Origin of the sequence: Paraburkholderia sp. XV, from assembly GCF_020177535.1 — a bacterium.
GTDB classification, from domain to species: domain Bacteria; phylum Pseudomonadota; class Gammaproteobacteria; order Burkholderiales; family Burkholderiaceae; genus Paraburkholderia; species Paraburkholderia caribensis.
Window position 1 is genome coordinate 1 of record NZ_JAGUUD010000257.1, and the last position, 1516, is coordinate 1516.

General features: G+C 59.4%; 2 protein-coding genes. Both read left to right on the top strand.

Annotation, left to right across the window (positions count from 1 at the left end):
- Positions 1 to 864: GlxA family transcriptional regulator (locus KFO72_RS41780; protein WP_225034547.1), on the top strand; the 864-nt coding region annotated here is incomplete at its 5' end.
- Positions 865 to 1055: 191 nt separating this feature from the next.
- The coding region (locus tag KFO72_RS41785) for an SDR family NAD(P)-dependent oxidoreductase (protein ID WP_225034548.1) at positions 1056 to 1516 on the top strand (461 nt) is incomplete at its 3' end.

The window sequence follows — 1516 nt, forward strand, 5'->3', positions numbered from 1 at the left end:
GTGACGAATTACTCGCTCCAGGGTGGAGAAATTCGCTCGTCGCTCGGTGTCTCTGTCATCACAAAGCGGGCCGATTCGAACGCGACGGCAGACACATGGATGATCAGCGGCGTGGCCAATCCAACCGGCCGCATCACGACCGCTGAAGAACTCAGGTTCATCAGCGACGCGTCCGCACGATCGCGGCGCACGGCAGGCCTTTGTACGGGCGCGTTCGTTCTGGCTGAAGCCGGCCTTCTCGACGGCAAGCGCGCAACCACGCACTGGGCGTTCGCAGACGCCTTGCAAGCACGCTGGCCACGCATTCAGGTCGAAGCCGACCGCATCTTTATTGTCGATGGCGCGATATGGACGTCAGCGGGATTGACGGCGGCGATGGACCTGGCGCTTGGCCTGGTGGAGAAGGATCTCGGCGCCGACTTCGCAATATCGGTGGCGCGTGCGATGGTCATGCCTCATCGACGCTCAGGCGGACAGTCGCAGCACTCACAAATGTTGGCGCTTGCACCGAAGTCGGATCGAATCCAGATGGCGCTTGAACATGCACGCGTCAATCTGTCCAAACCCCTGCGCGTCGACGATCTCGCCAAGGCGGCACATCTGAGCAGCCGACAATTCACGCGTATTTTTCTTTCCGAAACGGGCGAATCTCCCGCCAAGGCAATCGAGCGCCTGCGTCTGGAAGCGGCGAGAAACCTGATCGAGCGTGGCCGTCATTCGCTTGAAACCATTGCTCGAGAAACAGGGTTTCGTGACAGGCGTCACCTCCGGGACGTTTTTACCCGGGCCTATCAAATGACTCCGCAGTCGTTGAGGCGAGAGTCTCGTAATGTGACCGACAATGAACGCCTGATCGACGATTAATACATTGATGGCGCATCGCCCCGGATACCGCCCTGATCGTTTATTGCGTTATTGCGCCGCCCGACATTCAACGCCGTACAGGTCATCTCCGCAGCAGGAATGTCTTAAAACATGACCTTAAACGTCATTTGAGTTGCTGGCCTTCAGCACCACAATTCACTCCCACACAATCGTCGATACGGAGTGACATGATGACGCAAGCAAATCTGGGCACTGCGCTGATTACCGGCGCATCATCGGGCATCGGTGCGGTGTATGCCGAACGCCTCGCGCGGCGCGGCTACGAACTCATACTCGTTGCCCGCAATCGTGAGCGCCTCGCCGCGCTCGCGAGCCGCATCACGACGCAAACACAACGCAGCGTCGAAATTCTTGCCGCAGACCTTGGCACCAGGGACGGCCTTTCGATCGTCGAAGCCAAGCTAAAGCAGGACGCGACGATCACCTTGCTGGTGAATAACGCGGGCGTCGGCACCCACACGCCGCTTGCGGACAGTGACGTCGATGCGATGTCGCGCATGATCGATCTCAACGTGACGGCCCTGATGCGCCTCACCTACGCCGCCGTACCCGGCTTTCTGGCGCGCAGCAAAGGAGCCGTCATCAATATCTCGTCCATCGTCGCCATTGCGCCGGAAGCGCTCAATGGCGT